This is a genomic window from Psychromonas sp. SR45-3, from assembly GCF_014163575.1.
Classification (GTDB): domain Bacteria; phylum Pseudomonadota; class Gammaproteobacteria; order Enterobacterales; family Psychromonadaceae; genus Psychromonas; species Psychromonas arctica.
Genome location: NZ_JACJDP010000043.1, coordinates 1 through 15260, shown reverse-complemented (window position 1 = coordinate 15260; position 15260 = coordinate 1). Strand labels below are relative to the sequence as shown.

The window sequence follows — 15260 nt, the reverse complement described above, 5'->3', positions numbered from 1 at the left end:
AGATGATTAAAATAAAAGAATTATCGCGTTTGTACCAAATTAATAAGACCTTTATTGAGTACGGTTTAATTGAATTAGTTCCAAAAGCGCAAATACCTAAGAGTTATTGGTTATTACGTTTGTGTTTATTTTGGTTACGAAACCAACATCAAGACATGGATTTACCTGAACGCTTGCGTTTAAGCTTACAATCTCTAGGGCCTATCTATATAAAATTAGGACAAATGCTATCAACTCGTCGTGATTTGTTAGCCCCAATTTATGCAGATCAACTGGCGCACTTACAAGACAATGTCCCTGCTTTTTGTGGTGACTTAGCCATACAACAAATAGAAAAATCCTTTCAGCGTCCAATCGATGAGATTTTTGATGACTTTGATAAAGTCGCATTAGCTTCAGCCTCTATTGCCCAAGTCCATACGGCTATTTTAAAAGAAGATGGCAGAGAAGTAGTCATTAAAGTGACGCGACCAGGCATTAAAAAAACTATTGCCGCTGACATTCAATTAATGAAATGGTTAGCAGCCTTAGTGCAGCGTTTTGTTAAGGATGCAAGACGCCTGCGCCCTGTTGAAGTGATCAAAGAATACGAAAAAACGATTATTGATGAATTGGATTTAATGCGCGAAGGTGCCAATGCCATTCAATTGAGACGGAACTTTCTAAATTCTAAAGTATTATACGTTCCTGAAATATATTCCGACTACTGCACTAAAGATGCATTAGTAATGGAACGAATCTATGGTATTCCCGTTTCAGATATTGAGGCATTAAAAGCACAAAACACCGATCTTAAATTACTAGCGGAGCGCGGTGTTGAAGCTTTCTTTACCCAAGTATTTAGAGACAGTTTTTTTCATGCGGATATGCACCCAGGTAATGTGTTTGTTTCCTACGAACATCCAGAAGATCCTTTGTGGATAGGCATAGATTGCGGCATTGTTGGGACATTAACCAATGAAGATAAACGCTATTTAGCAGAGAATTTTTTAGCTTTCTTTAATCGTGATTACAGACAAGTTGCACAACTGCATATTGATTCTGGTTGGGTACCTGCTGACACACCTGTAGAAGAGTTTGAATTTGCCATTCGCGCCGTCTGCGAACCTATTTTTGAAAAACCACTATCAGAGATTTCATTTGCTCAAGTACTAATCAATCTGTTTAATACAGCTCGACGCTTCAACATGCAAGTACAGCCACAACTCGTGTTATTGCAAAAAACTTTACTTTATATCGAAGGATTAGGTCGTCAGTTATATCCACAACTGGATTTATGGGATACTGCAAAACCTTTCTTAGAAAACTGGATGCGTGAACAGGTAAGTCCTAAAACACTGCTCAATAAAATTAAATTAAAAGCGCCGTTCTGGTTAGAAAAATTGCCTGATATTCCAGAGTTGGTTTATCACAATTTAGCGCAAAGCAAACAGATCCAACAACAGCAGCAACTATTAATGCAACGCTTTAATGATCAGCAACAAAAAAATAACAAAAACCAAGTGATAACATCACTGGCGATCACGTTGAGTATCATCACTGCACTTTTCTATTTACAATCAGAGGGTAGGTTTAACTTGTATTTTGCCTTACCCGCAGTAATATCATGGGTAATTGCGTGGCGTTTTAGCAACAAGCTTTAATATGTTCGATAGTCGATAAGAAAGGCTATTGAATAATTTGTATTATTTTCAACCAATTTTTTAATCACTTTATTTTTAACAACATCATTACATATAGGAAATAGATTATGGGCGGTATCGGAATTTGGCAGTTAATTATTATTGCTGTGATTGTTATTGTTTTATTTGGCACAAAAAAATTACGCGGTATCGGTGGTGATCTTGGTGGTGCAATCAAAGGATTTAAAAAAGCGATTAAGGACGAAGACTCAACACCGACTGAGTTAGAAAAAAAACCGGATGCAAATTTAAAATCTGAGCAGAAGAAAGCTGAAACAGAAAAAAGTGACTAAAAGATTAATCTCCGATGCTTCTCTGTCGCTGTTTAATGGACTTATCATCTAATCATTGTTCCTGTTTTGTGTGATAGATGATGTGTTTAACGATAGATAATATGTTTGCTAACTGGCAATGCGTTCGGTGATTAATCAAAATGACTCAGTCATGCAAGTCAGTCTGTAAGAGTATTACAGCCGCTAAATTGCTCAGTAAAAGGTACTTTAATTAATGTTTGATATTGGCTTTTGGGAGATCATGTTGATCTCTATAATTGGATTAGTAGTATTAGGCCCACAACGCTTACCTATTGCCATTCGTACGGTAATGAAATGGGTCAATACGGCCAAAAGTATGGCTAATTCAGTGAAAAATGAGATTTCACAAGAGCTTGAATTACATGAAATGAATGAAAACATGATCAAAGCCAGCAAACAAGGGCTGGATAAACTAGATCCTGATTTAAAAGCTTCCATTGATGAAATGAAAAATAGTGTCAGCGAATTAACCCATCCCTACAAAAATAATGTAGATGACTTAATCAATGCACAACCCCCAACTAAAAAAGAAAGCTTCGACTCTAAAAATCCGGCTATAGAGCAAGCACAAGATAAAACCACGGAACAGAGTCTACAATCACAACACTCTCCTTCAGATAATAGATTTGATAAAAGTTCAGCGACTAGATCGCCAGCAACTGAAGCAGAGCAATCAGTCCACTCATCTTCAAGCCACGTTTCTCAGCAGGATAAATAACTAATGAGCGAGCAATCGTCAGATCAAACGCAACATAGCTTGCCATTAATTACTCACCTTTTAGAGTTAAGAGATCGCATTCTGAAAGTGGTGATCGTGGTATTGGTGATATTTTTTAGCATGGTTTATTTTGCTAACGATATTTATCACTATATTGCTATTCCACTGACTAGCCAATTACCTATTGGCTCAAGCATGATTGCAACAGGGGTTGCCACGCCCTTTTTTACACCGATTAAACTAACTATCGTATTATCTATTTTTGTCGCAATACCCGCTATTTTGCACCAAGTATGGGCTTTTATTGCCCCCGGCTTATATAAGCATGAGCGCCGACTTATTGCCCCCTTAGTGATCAGTAGTGCGCTTTTATTTTATCTAGGCATGGTGTTTGCGTATTATGTGGTATTTCCCTTGGCCTTCTCCTTCTTTACTAGCACCGCTCCTGAAGGCGTAACAATTGCCACCGATATAAGTAGTTACTTAGACTTTGTATTAAAACTCTTTTTTGCCTTTGGCTTAGCCTTTGAAATACCCGTTGCCACTTTAGTTTTATGTTGGACAGGCGCAACAACACCCGAAGCATTGAGAGCAAAACGTCCTTACATTGTGGTCGCCGCGTTTGTCTTTGGCATGTTATTAACTCCGCCCGATGTAATTTCACAAACACTCTTAGCCGTACCTATGTTGATTTTATTTGAATTGGGATTATTGTTTGCTCGTTTTTATGTAAAAAAACCAGAAGACGATGAAGAGGTAGAAAATACAATTCACAAACAATCAAAACAGAGTGATTAACCGTTATGATTGATATCGGTATTAATTTAACCAATAAGCGCTTTGACAAAGATCTAGAGTCGGTGATTAACAACGCCAAACAAGTAGGTGTAAAACAGCTTATTGTAACCGGCACTAATATCACAGAAAGTGAGCAAGCACTTAGCTTAGCAAAGACCTACCCTGACTTTATCTATAGTACTGCAGGCATTCATCCACACGATGCTAGCCACTTTACTGAACACAGCTTAGTTCAGCTGAAAAAGCTAGCTGCGCAGCCACAGGTGAAAGCTATTGGAGAGTGTGGATTAGACTTTAACCGCAACTTTTCAACACCTGCAGAGCAAGAGAAAGCATTTCTACAACAGCTAGAGCTTGCCGTTGAATGTCAATTACCTGTGTTCATGCATGAACGAGACGCAAACCAGCGTTTTGTGGAGCTATTAAAGCCTTATATCAAGCAATTACCGAATGCGGTATTGCATTGCTTTACCGGTAATCAAGAAGAGCTAGAACGTTGTTTAGCACTTGATTTACATATTGGTATAACCGGCTGGATATGCGATGAACGCAGAGGACAACACTTACTTGAACTAGTAAAACTGATACCAGATAATCGGTTAATGATTGAAACAGATAGCCCCTATTTATTGCCTCGTTCAATGCGCCCTAAGCCGAAATCTAGTCGAAACGAGCCAAAGTACTTACCCTATATTGCCAAGGTCATTGCGAATGCTCGTCAGCAAGAGTTACAATACTTTATCGATAACACAGAACAAACAACCCGCTCTTTTTTTAACTTAACTTAACTTTTCGCTTTTTATTAAGCCTCTATTTTTACTCATTATTCAGTCCCTAAAATAGACAGCTTTAAAAGGCTACAGGAATTATTATGACCGTTTCTCAAAGCTTTCCTGCTCGTCGTTTACGTAGATTACGTAAACACGATTTTTCACGTCGTTTAGTACAAGAAAACCGCCTCACTGTAGACGATTTGATTTACCCTATGTTTGTTGTTGAAGGCACCAATCGCCGAGAAACAATTCCTTCAATGCCAGGTATCGAGCGCTTATCGATCGATTTATTAGAAATTGAAGTCAAAGAATTAGCCGCATTAGGCATTCCTGCTGTCGCACTTTTCCCGGTCACTCCGAGTGAAATTAAGACAGAAATGGCGGAAGAAGCCTATAACGAAAATGGACTAGCGCAACGTGCAGTAAGACGCATTAAAGATGCTTGCCCAGAGCTAGGAGTGATCACCGACGTTGCTTTAGACCCTTTCACCACACATGGACAAGATGGCATCATCGATAGTGAAGGTTATGTATTAAATGACATCACGACTGAAATTTTAGTAAAACAAGCCCTTTCACACGCCCAAGCCGGTGCTGACATTGTTGCACCATCAGATATGATGGATGGCCGAATCGGTGCAATCCGTGAAGCCCTTGAAAATGCAGGTTTTATTAACACTCAAATCATGGCCTACAGCGCCAAATATGCCTCTACTTATTACGGCCCTTTTCGAGATGCAGTCGGCAGTGCTGGTAACTTAAAAGGTGCTAACAAATTTACTTACCAAATGGACCCTGCAAACAGTGATGAGGCGATCCATGAAGTTGCCTTAGATATTCAAGAAGGTGCAGATATGGTGATGGTTAAACCAGGTATGCCTTATTTAGATATTGTACGCCGCGTTAAAACTGAATTAAAAGTACCAACATTTGCTTATCAAGTAAGTGGTGAATATGCGATGCATAAGGCCGCTATTGATAACGGTTGGTTAAAAGAAAGAGAATGTGTTTTAGAATCTTTATTATGCTTTAAGCGCGCAGGGGCAAACGGAATTTTAACCTACTTTGCAAAGCAGGTAGCTCAGTGGTTGAAAGAAGATCAAATTAAGCAGTTATAACAACTTAAGCTACCGTTGTTTGCTTACTTACTTTGCTGCCTAGTGAGTTAATTGCTTAAGCGTTTATCGACACATATAAAAATGCCGCATTAATAAAGCGGCATTTTTGTAGCTTATAAAACGTTATGCCAATTCCGTTAATTTAATGATCAAATATTACGCAGGAAAAAGGAGCTAGTTTAAGGTAAAAGTTACCGTAAATGGTTGTTCCATTTACAGAACTTTTAACGCGAAAATAGTTCCTTTTAACCAGTAAGATTGTTCGGCTAGTTAGCGGAGTTAAGCTATTACTTAAGAAGCTCTAAATATTCGACATCAATCTTAGTTTCAGACCAATCACTATCCACTTCACCTGTAATACGAACTTTATCCTCAGGTGTTACTGTCACATGAGGAAAATCTTCGGGATCTATTTCAACCATCACCTCACCGCTTTGATCTTTGAATAAATAATGCTCAGCAGAGGTTTGTTTGACTAGCGAGCCTTGTAAGGCTACTTTGCTATCATCCGCTAACTCAATGGCTTCCTTTACAGTAACAGTCTGTATTGATGTTGCTCCTGGCCCAACGAATGCAGCAAAAGTGCTAAGAGAAAATAAACTTGTGAATACAACAACGATTAAACCTTTAAACATAAATACCCTCTTTTTTAAAATCTAGATTCGTATAAAAAGTGAATGTAGCCTTTAATCCCATTGACTTTATTAACTAAAAAAATACTACTTAAAGCAAGTGTTTAAAGATAAAGTTAACGGTTGATTAAAGCGCTCATTATTTCTGACTAATGAAATTAATGATCGTTCAAGTTAAATTTAAAGACGAAGTTAGATGAAGTTTGTAATGGTCAGTTGGGTTTGCTCGAGTTTCGCTCAGTTCAATAAATATTCATTTCCAATAGGATTAAATACGCTACAGGCATCTATTAATGCTTTAGCGGTTAACTTCGGTACGCCGTAGGCTTCTGTTGTGACTTGATAGACATCCTTTACTTTCTCTAACAAAATAGCAAAATCACCATCACCCGTTAATAAAATGACCGTATCAACGGAAGCTGCAACTTCCATCACATCAATAGTAATACCCACATCCCAATCGCCTTTGGCTGTGCCATCACTGCGTTGAATATAAGGTTTAAGCTTAACTTGAAAACCAATATGCTTTAACACCTCTTGAAACTTTTGTTGTTGGTTATCTCCACGGTCAATGGCATAAGCAAATGCACATACAATCTCGCCTTGCTGTGAAATTTGCTGCCATAATTTACGGTAATTAAATTGTTTGCCATAAGCTTGGCGAGTGGTGTAATAAATGTTTTGAACGTCAGCAAAAACTGCAATTTTTTTCATTGAAAATGACCTAGATTCGATAAGCTAATGGATAGAATATGAAGCTTTTCAATCGTTTCAGCAAGCTTATTGTGTGATTAAGTAAAAAGACGATACCATTAATTGAAATTAACATTCTTGAATAAAACGCGTAAAGTACATTACCCTCTTATTTTGGATAATTTTCATGGAAAATTTTTACCTACCAATTAAACACCTGCATATAACGCTAGTGGCTTTTAGTGTGCTATTTTTTATTATTCGTGCTGCTTTAATGTTTATCAATAAACCAATTCATCAACAAAAATGGGCTAAAATGTTAGCAAGGATTGTTGATACCTTCTTATTAATCTCAGCTATTATGCTTTGCTTTATCATTCATCAGTCGCCACTACTCGATAACTGGTTAACTGAAAAAGTATTCTGCCTTATCGCCTATATTATTTTGGCTTACATTGCCCTTTATCGCGCTTCGACTTTACCAACACAAATATTAAGTACCATTTTCGCCATAGGATGGGTATTAATTGCAGTAAAAATAGCAATATTGAAGCAAACCATTTTATTAGGCTAAGGGGATACTCATATGAATAAAATAGAAATTAAATATTGTTCAAAGTGTCGTTGGTTATTGCGCGCTAGCTGGATGGCTCAAGAGGTATTAAGTACTTTTGAAGATGAAGTTGATGAACTCTCATTACTACCGGGAACGGGCGGTATTTTTGAAATCACGGTAAACGATCAGCTTATCTGGTCGCGCAAAGAAATGGGCGGATTTCCTGAAATAGCCGAACTTAAAAAATTGGTGAGGGATATTGTCGCGCCCGATAGAAATTTAGGCTGTATCGATAGAAAGTAGCAGTAATAACACCTTTCGCGTTATTACTACCTAATAAAGTGGTTAATAAAAGTTAGTTCGCCTCGGCATCTTCTCTTTTAATCACTTTATGCCCATCTTCAGTTACACCTGATTTCCAATAACTGCTGATATAGATATTGTCTTTCTCAACTTCTTTTTCATTACGGAAATAACCACGTAATGCACGCATATCATCAAATTCACAAGCAACCCAAACCGACACCTTGCCCGGCAACCAAGGTAACACCTTCACTTGTTCAATAAGTGATTCATTCTCTAACAGCCACATAACTTGAATATTTTCAGGCGCATCAATTGATCGAATATCATCACGTTCAATCACTTTGATTACAGCATACCCTTTGGCGTCTTTAGGTAAATTGCGAATTTTTGCAGATAGCGCAGGTAACGCAGTCATGTCTGCCACAGCAAAGAACCAATCGGCATCGCTATTAATATCGAGAATAAGACCAGGGCCGCCAACATAAATATTATCGCCAACCACCGCATTCATCGCCCAACGCGCAGCAAAACCACAGCAAGAGTCGGACGTTTCATGGCGAACAAAATCTACATCAATAGTACATTCGTTTCGAGAAAACTCAGCAATGGTATAAGTACGCATAACAGGTCGCTCGTCTTCTGCAAGCGCGCTTAGATCCGTGCTTCCCTCGGCACTAAAAAGAAGTTTTATATAACTTCCTTCACAGTGTTCAGGGAAATCAGCAAACTCATCAGCATGAAGTGTCACACGTTGCATATTGGCTGATATTTTTTCTGTTTTAATAACAATTGATTTTTTAGGTTTAGGCTTAGACTGTGGTTTTGACATTTGTTTACTTGATACCATTTCAACACTCGATAATAGTTTTCATTTAGATTTAAACTTAGATTATCATTATAAAGAAAAGTTTGGCAACGAAATGTATCCTTATTTTTTGATTGAAAATAAATAGTTTTTAGCTTGGCTCGCCTGCAACCACCGGATCATTTTGGTGATTGGCGGTAATAATTTAGTTCTGTCGAACACAGAGGTTTTTAAATGTATTAGTGAGCATCAAAACGAAAACAGTCTGTTATATGATCATTAATTAAACCAACAGATTGCATAAAGGCGTAAGTGGTTGTTGGCCCTAAAAACTTGAAACCTTTTTTCTTCATGTCTTTACTTATCTGGACAGATAACTCCGTTGATGCAGGCACTTCTTCTTTTGATTTCCAATTACCAACGATGGTTTTGTTGTCAGTAAATTGCCAGATATAGTCAGAAAAACTGCCATACTCTTGTTGCACATTCAAAATGCACTGCGCATTATTAATAATCGCCGATATTTTAGCTCGGTGTCGAACAATACCTGCATCTAAAAGTAACTCTTCAATTTTTGCATCATCAAACGCAGCCACGCTTTTAAGATCAAACTGATTAAAGGCAGCGCGGTAGCCTTCACGTTTGTTTAAGATGGTATGCCAGCTTAATCCCGACTGACACAGTTCTAAAGAAAGTGCTTCAAATAGTTTTGTATCGTCATAAATTGGAACGCCCCATTCGGCATCATGGTAGGCTTCTTCAAGTTTGGTTTTTAAAGCCCAATGGCATTTTTTTGTTTCGTTCATTGGCAATGATGACCTTTTGAGTCTGTTGGGTTTGTTTATATACAGTAATGAAAAGGTAAAGATTTGGCTAGCTTTGAGTTGGTTTGATTTTTACTTGGAAGGTTATTATTAGTTTTAAACTCGTCTTCGCTCGTCGGATCATTTAATTATTAATTGCAGTGGTTTCGCCCTGTCGGCGACTTTACTTTCTCTAAACCAGTAGAGAAAGTAAGCAAAGAGAACTGGCACCAACTCGCTTTTTAATCCCAATCAATTCCTTCATTTTAAACGTACCGTTTCGGACGTGCATCCATGCACTAGCCTCAACTAACCCAAACATCCTGTTTGGTTTTACTAAAATGAATCTATTGTTTGGGAAAGCTCAACGGTGGGAATGGATGTAGCCACATTGACCTAAGCTTTATCGTAACTAATTGATATAGCAAACTTCAACTATTGGATGCCCCATACTTTTGTTTTTAATCTATTTCTTCTGTAGCAAAAAATAAAAAACAGCGCCCCCTCATATGCCACGTTCGAGCACGAAGCGAGCTTACATATTTTACTTAAGTTGATCTACTGCACTCAATTTTATCATCGTGCAGATTTATATATAATATTTTAAGGTCTTCAATAACGTTAGATACAGACTCTAAACATCTACTAACGAAATCTGAATCAATAACAACAACACCAGAGAACTCTTTAATACCAATTTTTTGACTGACTAACTTTAAAATAGGTTTTTCATGCTTATTTGGTTTTAATATACTAAATCGACCATTACTGTGAGCAAAGCAATTCCTAACTTTACATAAATCAGTAAGAGTCTTCCAAGAAGGATTATCAATAAAGTAGTTATTATCTAAAACTGATGAGTAATATAGTTTTAATTTTTCAAGTAAGCTTCCATTTAAGTCATCAAGTTTCAACTTACAGCATTTATGTTCTCGAATATATTCTGTTAGTTCTTGCGTACAACTTTCAAAAACTGAAAATATAGTGATTAAATAAGGCCCCCAAAATAAGCGAGGATAAAATATATCCACTTTTTGATAAAGCTCTTGATGTAGATCTATAAGTTCATCTTCATCTAAAATTTGACTGCTTCTAAGTGCTTTTTCTAACTTATCTTTTTCACTAGCCTTTAACTTATCTAATGTTGATTTAATCAATTCAAAACCATCCTTTAAAGCATGTATTTCGATTGATATTGATGCCAATTTCATATCGGTATGAAAACTCATACGATTCACCTTTAATTTTCTAAAAATTCGATGCTCAGCTCAATGCACGGCTACGATAACCCTATCGTTGAACTTTCCCAAGCGATAAATAACTTTCAGCAACAGCAAACAGGACGTTTGCTGTAAGTTCATCCGGCATACGGACGTGTCGTATGAGCTGGTGCGTTGAGAAAGTTCTACATTGCTTGAATTAGAAAGGGATTCGGTGCCAGTCTCTTTGCTTACTTTCTCTGCTGGCACAGAGAAAGTAGAGTCGCCGACAGGGCGAAAATACTGCCTACAAAAGTCAAAATGATCCGACGAGCGCAGACGAGCTAAACAAGCCAATAATATGCATTCCCACAGGGATAATGGGAACGAGCGAAAACTACAAAACTCAAATAGCAGATACAAAAAAGCCCCTATTATCACTCCAGTAATTCTCTACTGAAAAAATAATAAGAGCTTAAATTACGCTAAATTTTTGCGTAACTAAAAATCTAATCTTCTAACCGCCTACAAAATTATTTCTTGGGCCGTTTTGTTTCTTAGCACTGCCCGTTCTTGCACCTGAACGAACGCCATCTTTATGTGGAATTTTTGGCGCTTTTGGCTTCTTAATTTTCTTCTCGTGTGTGAAAGTGTTGGACAACCATTCATTGAAATCAACAATATCAATAAGTGAATAAACTACGAAACTCAATGTGGCTACGACAACACCACTGTTGAACTTTCCCAAGCTATTAACTCATTTTAGTAAAACCAAACAGGATGTTTGGGTTAGTTGAGGCTAGTGCATGGATGCACGTCCGAAACGGTACGTTTAAAATGTGTTAATAGATTGGATTAGAAAGTGACTCAGTGTCAGTTTCTTTGCCTACTTTCTTTTCTGATAAAAGAAAGTTTGGTCGCCGACAGGGCGAAAATACTGCCTACAAAAGTCAAAATGATCCAACGAGCGTAGACGAGCTAAACAAGCCAATAATATGCATTCCCACAGGGATAATGGGAACGAGCGAAAACTACAAAACTCAAACAGCAGATACAAAAAAGCCCCTATTATCATTCCAGTAATCATCTACTGAACAAATAATAAGGGCTTAAATTACGCTAAATTTTTGCGTAACTAAAAATCCAATCTTCTAACCACCTACAAAATTATTTCTTGGGCCGTTTTGTTTCTTAGCACTGCCCGTTCTTGCACCTGAACGAACGCCATCTTTATGTGGAACTTTTGGCGCTTTTGGCTTCTTAATTTTCTTCTCGTGTGTACCTAATACAGAAGGCTGTAATGGTTCACCTGGTTCAAAACCTGCAAATATTTTGCGTGGAATAACTTTTTTAATAAGACGTTCAATATCTTTTAATAATTTGAATTCTTCTTGGCACACTAACGAGACCGCTAAACCTTCATTACCAGCTCGTCCCGTACGACCGATACGATGCACATAATCTTCACTTACATTAGGTAAGTCGAAGTTGACAACATTAGGTAGTTGGTCGATATCGATACCACGAGCGGCAATATCTGTCGCCACTAACACTTGAATTTGACTATCTTTAAATTGTGCTAATGCTTTAGTACGTGCGCCTTGGCTTTTATTTCCATGGATAGCCGCACTTCGAATACCACGAGCATCCAAGTTTTTAACCAATCGGTTTGCTCCATGTTTAGTTTTTACAAACACTAAAACTTGGCGCCATTTATTATCAAGAATTAACTGGCTCAATAACGCCGTCTTTTTAGTTTTATCTACTTCATATAAAGCCTGTTCGATTTTCTCAACCGTTGTATTACGCGGGCTTACTGAAATCTCAACAGGGTTATTAACTAAGCCTTTTGCTAATGAACGAATTTCATCAGAAAAAGTCGCTGAGAATAATAAGTTTTGACGCTTAGCGGGTAACGCTTTAAGGATCTTTTTAATATCGTGAATAAAGCCCATATCTAACATACGGTCAGCTTCATCTAAAATTAACACTTCTAACTGTTGAAAGCGTACTGCATTTTGTTGATAAAGGTCTAATAAACGACCCGGCGTTGCCACTAAAATATCTATACCGCCACGTAACATTTGCATTTGCGGGTTAATTTTTACACCGCCGTATACCACCATGCTGCGTAATGGCATGTTTTGGCCATATTTTTGTACGCTTGCTTGCACTTGAGCCGCTAGCTCACGTGTTGGTGTTAATATTAAAGCACGAACTTGATTCGGTTTCGCGCGTTCACCTTTTTCTAGCATTGCTAATAATGGCAATGTAAACCCAGCCGTTTTCCCTGTACCAGTTTGCGCAGCAGCCATTACATCTTTACCTGCTAATACGGCAGGAATAGCCTGTTCTTGAATTGGTGATGGTGTTTCATAGCCAGCATTTTTCACTGCTTCTACTAACGATGCGGGTAAACCTAGGGAATCAAAACTCATAAAAAATCTCATTAAAATACGGCATATGCCTTAAGACGCGTAGCTTACCTTAAGGAACCTTTTCACGCTATCAGTTAGTTTCAACGGCAATGCATAAAATTCATACAATTCTAACGTGATTAACCTCGCATAATATGTATAATACCCCCCTTAAAAATGCCCATAAAAGCAAGACTTCAACAATTTAGGAATAAGCCGTGTTAAGTACAAATAACATCACCATGCAATTTGGTGCAAAACCACTTTTTGAAAACATTTCTGTAAAATTTGGTACTGGAAACCGTTACGGTTTAATCGGTGCAAATGGTTGTGGTAAATCAACTTTCATGAAAATATTAACCGGTGACCTTGAGCCTAGCGCAGGTAATGTGACCAGAGATCCTAACGAACGTATTGCTAAACTACACCAAGACCAGTTTGCTTTTGAAGAACACACTGTACTGGATACGGTATTGATGGGCCACAAAGAGATGTGGGAAGTCATGAACGAGCGTAATCGTATTTACTCTTTGCCGGAAATGACTGAAGCTGAAGGGATGCATGTAGGCGATTTGGAAAATCAATTCGCTGAAATGGACGGTTACACTGCCGATTCACGTGCTGGGGAAATATTACTAAGTGTTGGTATTCCACTTGAGCAACATTACGGTCCAATGTCAGACATTGCACCAGGTTGGAAACTACGTGTATTACTAGCACAAGTGCTTTTCTCAAATCCAGACATCATGTTACTCGATGAGCCAACCAATAACTTGGACATCGATACTATTCGTTGGTTAGAAACTGAATTAAAAGCACGTCAATGTACTATGGTAATCATCTCGCATGACCGTCATTTCTTAAATTCAGTCTGTTCGCACATGGCAGATATCGATTATGGCGAACTGCGTCTTTTCCCTGGTAACTACGACGAGTACATGACGGCGGCAACACAAACTCGTGAACGTTTGTTATCTGAAAATGCGAAGAAAAAAGCACAACTATCTGAATTACAAGACTTTGTAAGTCGTTTCTCTGCAAACGCATCAAAAGCTAAGCAAGCAACATCTCGTGCCAAACAAATGGATAAGATTGAACTCGCAGAAGTTAAAGCATCTAGCCGTGTCAATCCTTACATCGTATTCAAACAAGAGAAAAAACTGTTCCGTAATGCATTAGAAACAATATCGATGACAAAAAGCTTCGATGAGAATACCTTATTCAAAGACTTAAGCCTGATGATTGAAGTAGGCGAACGTGTTGCTATCATTGGTCAAAATGGTGTCGGTAAAACAACTTTACTACGCACTTTAATGGGCGAAGTTGAATTATCTTCTGGTGAATACAAATGGTCTGAAAATGCACAGTTAGGTTATTACGCACAGGATCATTCATCTGATTTTGAAAAAGATCAAAATCTAATGGACTGGATGGGTCAATGGATGCAAGAAGGTGATGACGAGCAAGCTGTTCGTGGCACTTTAGGGCGTTTATTATTTGGTGCAAACGACATTACTAAATCTGTAAAAATCATTTCAGGTGGTGAGCAAGGACGTATGTTATTTGGTAAGTTGATGATGAACAAACCAAATATTCTATTAATGGATGAACCAACCAATCACTTGGATATGGAATCTATTGAATCATTAAACTTAGCCTTAGAAAACTACGAAGGTACTTTATTGTTTGTAAGTCATGACCGTGAGTTTGTATCTTCACTAGCAACTCGTATTATTGAAATTAAACAAGACGAAGTTATTGATTTCCACGGCACTTATGAAGAATACCTAAAAAGCCAAGGTGTTCAAGCATAAGCAGTTAGTGATCACTTACTTGCTTTAATTTTTCAGCTGTTTAGTGCCGAAGACTAACCATTTTAAATCCGATGCCCACAAAGCATCGGATTTTTTTATGCCTTTTTTTACTGCTCCTGTAACCACAAAGGACAAAGAACAAATAAGGTCAGCTCAAAAAATACTTTATATTTCCCCCTTTTTACCTTCGTGCGCTTCGTGGTTAATCCCATTTTAAAAATCAAAAGCTAAATAACCACGAAGGCACGAAGTTAAAAGAAGGTTAGGTCAAAACACACTTTAAACTTTTTATCTTTTGCCCTCATGCGCTTCGTGGTTAATATCGTTTTAAAAATCGAAAGCCAATTAACCACGAAGACACTAAGTAAAAGCAGGTTAGGTCAAAACGTGCTTTAAATTTCCCCCTCTTTTATCTTCGTGCTCTTCGTGAAGCGCAGCGCTTCGTGGTTAATCCCGTTTTTTAAAATCAAAAGCTAATTAACCACGAAGGCACGAAGTAAAAGCAGGTTAGGTCAAAACACACTTTAAACTTTTTATCTTTTACAGTCGTGCGCTTCGTAATTTATATCGTTTTAAAAATCAAAAGCCAATTAACCACGAAGGCGCGAAGTTAAAAGAAGGTTAGGTCAAAA

General features: G+C 37.8%; 16 protein-coding genes. 9 read left to right on the top strand and 7 right to left on the bottom strand.

Annotated features, from left to right (window positions below):
- Nucleotides 1-2 precede the first annotated feature (2 nt).
- From ubiB to hemB, 6 genes are all read left to right on the top strand, one after another.
- Nucleotides 3-1643: a ubiquinone biosynthesis regulatory protein kinase UbiB gene (gene ubiB / locus H5084_RS16725; protein ID WP_220485993.1), complete on the top strand. Its 1641-nt coding sequence runs from the start codon at nucleotides 3-5 to the stop codon at nucleotides 1641-1643.
- A 107-nt stretch (nucleotides 1644-1750) separates the two neighbouring features.
- Nucleotides 1751-1975, top strand: a complete 225-nt coding sequence (tatA, locus tag H5084_RS16720; RefSeq protein ID WP_182691670.1) for a twin-arginine translocase TatA/TatE family subunit — start codon at nucleotides 1751-1753, stop codon at nucleotides 1973-1975.
- A gap of 214 nt (nucleotides 1976-2189) precedes the next feature.
- The gene (gene tatB, locus H5084_RS16715) at nucleotides 2190-2714 is read left to right on the top strand and encodes a Sec-independent protein translocase protein TatB (protein WP_182691668.1); all 525 of its coding nucleotides are present in this window, start codon (nucleotides 2190-2192) and stop codon (nucleotides 2712-2714) included.
- Nucleotides 2715-2717: 3 nt separating this feature from the next.
- On the top strand, nucleotides 2718-3512 hold the full coding sequence (tatC, locus tag H5084_RS16710) for a twin-arginine translocase subunit TatC (RefSeq protein WP_037071745.1): 795 nt from the start codon (nucleotides 2718-2720) through the stop codon (nucleotides 3510-3512).
- A gap of 5 nt (nucleotides 3513-3517) precedes the next feature.
- Nucleotides 3518-4300, top strand: coding sequence for a TatD family hydrolase (locus H5084_RS16705; protein WP_028869053.1), 783 nt, complete (start codon nucleotides 3518-3520; stop codon nucleotides 4298-4300).
- Nucleotides 4301-4383: 83 nt separating this feature from the next.
- A complete protein-coding gene (gene hemB / locus H5084_RS16700; protein ID WP_182691666.1) occupies nucleotides 4384-5403 on the top strand; it encodes a porphobilinogen synthase in 1020 nt (339 codons plus the stop codon).
- A gap of 287 nt (nucleotides 5404-5690) precedes the next feature.
- Here the strand turns inward: hemB and H5084_RS16695 are convergent, their stop codons facing one another.
- The gene (locus H5084_RS16695) at nucleotides 5691-6038 is read right to left on the bottom strand and encodes a NirD/YgiW/YdeI family stress tolerance protein (protein ID WP_182691664.1); all 348 of its coding nucleotides are present in this window, start codon (nucleotides 6036-6038) and stop codon (nucleotides 5691-5693) included.
- Between the two features lie 234 nt (nucleotides 6039-6272).
- Nucleotides 6273-6749, bottom strand: coding sequence for an NYN domain-containing protein (locus H5084_RS16690; protein ID WP_182691663.1), 477 nt, complete (start codon nucleotides 6747-6749; stop codon nucleotides 6273-6275).
- 166 nt (nucleotides 6750-6915) lie between these two features.
- Here H5084_RS16690 and H5084_RS16685 point away from each other — a divergent pair, with 166 nt between their 5' ends.
- Together H5084_RS16685 and H5084_RS16680 are read left to right on the top strand one after the other, a co-directional pair.
- Nucleotides 6916-7302, top strand: a complete 387-nt coding sequence (locus tag H5084_RS16685; protein WP_028869057.1) for a SirB2 family protein — start codon at nucleotides 6916-6918, stop codon at nucleotides 7300-7302.
- Nucleotides 7303-7314: 12 nt separating this feature from the next.
- Nucleotides 7315-7587 (top strand): SelT/SelW/SelH family protein, encoded by a 273-nt coding sequence (locus H5084_RS16680; RefSeq protein WP_182691661.1) that lies wholly within the window; start codon nucleotides 7315-7317, stop codon nucleotides 7585-7587.
- A 52-nt stretch (nucleotides 7588-7639) separates the two neighbouring features.
- On the opposite strand, the gene H5084_RS16675 is transcribed toward H5084_RS16680, so the two are convergent.
- The 5 genes from H5084_RS16675 to H5084_RS16655 form a co-directional block, all read right to left on the bottom strand.
- The gene (locus H5084_RS16675) at nucleotides 7640-8419 is read right to left on the bottom strand and encodes a siderophore-interacting protein (RefSeq protein ID WP_182691659.1); all 780 of its coding nucleotides are present in this window, start codon (nucleotides 8417-8419) and stop codon (nucleotides 7640-7642) included.
- A gap of 215 nt (nucleotides 8420-8634) precedes the next feature.
- Complete coding sequence (locus H5084_RS16670) at nucleotides 8635-9201, bottom strand: DNA-3-methyladenine glycosylase I (RefSeq protein ID WP_182691656.1); 567 nt, start codon at nucleotides 9199-9201, stop codon at nucleotides 8635-8637.
- A gap of 545 nt (nucleotides 9202-9746) precedes the next feature.
- A complete protein-coding gene (locus H5084_RS16665; RefSeq protein WP_028869061.1) occupies nucleotides 9747-10427 on the bottom strand; it encodes a hypothetical protein in 681 nt (226 codons plus the stop codon).
- A 487-nt stretch (nucleotides 10428-10914) separates the two neighbouring features.
- Nucleotides 10915-11109, bottom strand: a complete 195-nt coding sequence (locus H5084_RS16660) for a hypothetical protein (protein WP_182691654.1) — start codon at nucleotides 11107-11109, stop codon at nucleotides 10915-10917.
- Nucleotides 11110-11548: 439 nt separating this feature from the next.
- On the bottom strand, nucleotides 11549-12835 hold the full coding sequence (locus H5084_RS16655; RefSeq protein WP_028869063.1) for a DEAD/DEAH box helicase: 1287 nt from the start codon (nucleotides 12833-12835) through the stop codon (nucleotides 11549-11551).
- Nucleotides 12836-13032: 197 nt separating this feature from the next.
- On the opposite strand from H5084_RS16655, the gene H5084_RS16650 reads away from it, so the two are divergent.
- Complete coding sequence (locus H5084_RS16650) at nucleotides 13033-14628, top strand: ABC-F family ATPase (protein ID WP_028869064.1); 1596 nt, start codon at nucleotides 13033-13035, stop codon at nucleotides 14626-14628.
- The last annotated feature ends 632 nt before the right edge of the window (nucleotides 14629-15260 follow it).